This window comes from Streptomyces sp. NPDC127092, from assembly GCF_042722475.1.
Lineage (GTDB): Bacteria > Actinomycetota > Actinomycetes > Streptomycetales > Streptomycetaceae > Streptomyces.
In genome coordinates, this window is the sequence record NZ_JBHXFE010000125.1 from 1097 (window position 1) to 1855 (window position 759).

A 759-nucleotide genomic window follows, 5' to 3' on the forward strand; every position below is an offset into this window, starting at 1 on the left:
ACCGACCCCGTTGAACAGGGCCACCAGCTGCGGCATCGCGGTCATCTTCGTCCGCAACGCCGGCGGCACCCCCAGCACCACACCGATCACCAGACCGGCGACGATCAGCACCCAGTTGGAGGTGTCCCGGATCGCGATCAACGTGGCGACCACGGCGACACCCATCCCGACCGCGGCGATCTGGTTGCCGCGGACCGCGGTCTTCGGGCCGGTCAGGCCCATCAGACCGTAGATGAACATCGCGAACGCCACGATGTACAGAACGTTGACGAGGTATTCCATTACTTGTCCCCACCCTTCTCAACAGCAACAGGGGCGGCGGGGGCGGTGGGCTTGGACTTGAACATCGCCAGCATCCGGTCGGTGACCACGAAACCACCGACCACGTTGATCGTTCCGAACACCAGGGCCACGAACAGGATCACCTGCAGACCCCACGGCGGGTTCTCGACCTTGCCGAGCACCACCAGCGCGCCGAGCACGACGATGCCGTGGATGGCGTTCGTGCCCGACATCAGCGGGGTGTGCAACGTGTTCGGGACCTTGGAGATCACCGCGAACCCGACGAACCCGGACAGCACCAGGATCGCGATGTTCGCCAACAATTCGGTATACATCAGACTGCCGCCTTGGTGTCCGGACGAACATCGGTGTCGTCGTAGAGTTCCTGGGACAGGTCGACGAAGCCATACGCCCGCCGGGGCACCATCACATGGTCGAGGAACACCGCCAGCGGCGTCGCGAGCGTTCTGAAAAGTG

General features: G+C 63.8%; 2 protein-coding genes. Both read right to left on the reverse strand.

Annotation, left to right across the window (positions count from 1 at the left end; genetic code table 11):
- The coding region (locus ACFWJO_RS37815; protein WP_386872667.1) for an NAD(P)(+) transhydrogenase (Re/Si-specific) subunit beta at positions 1–282 on the reverse strand (282 nt) is incomplete at its 3' end.
- Positions 282–617, reverse strand: a complete 336-nt coding sequence (locus ACFWJO_RS37820) for an NAD(P) transhydrogenase subunit alpha (protein ID WP_268788729.1) — start codon at positions 615–617, stop codon at positions 282–284. The genes ACFWJO_RS37820 and ACFWJO_RS37815, both read right to left, overlap by 1 nt.
- Positions 618–759 lie beyond the last annotated feature (142 nt).

Coding starts and splice junctions, on each gene's coding strand:
- ACFWJO_RS37820 (WP_268788729.1), bottom strand. CDS start 617: ATGTATACCGAATTGTTGGCGAACATCGCGATCCTGGTGCTGTCCGGG.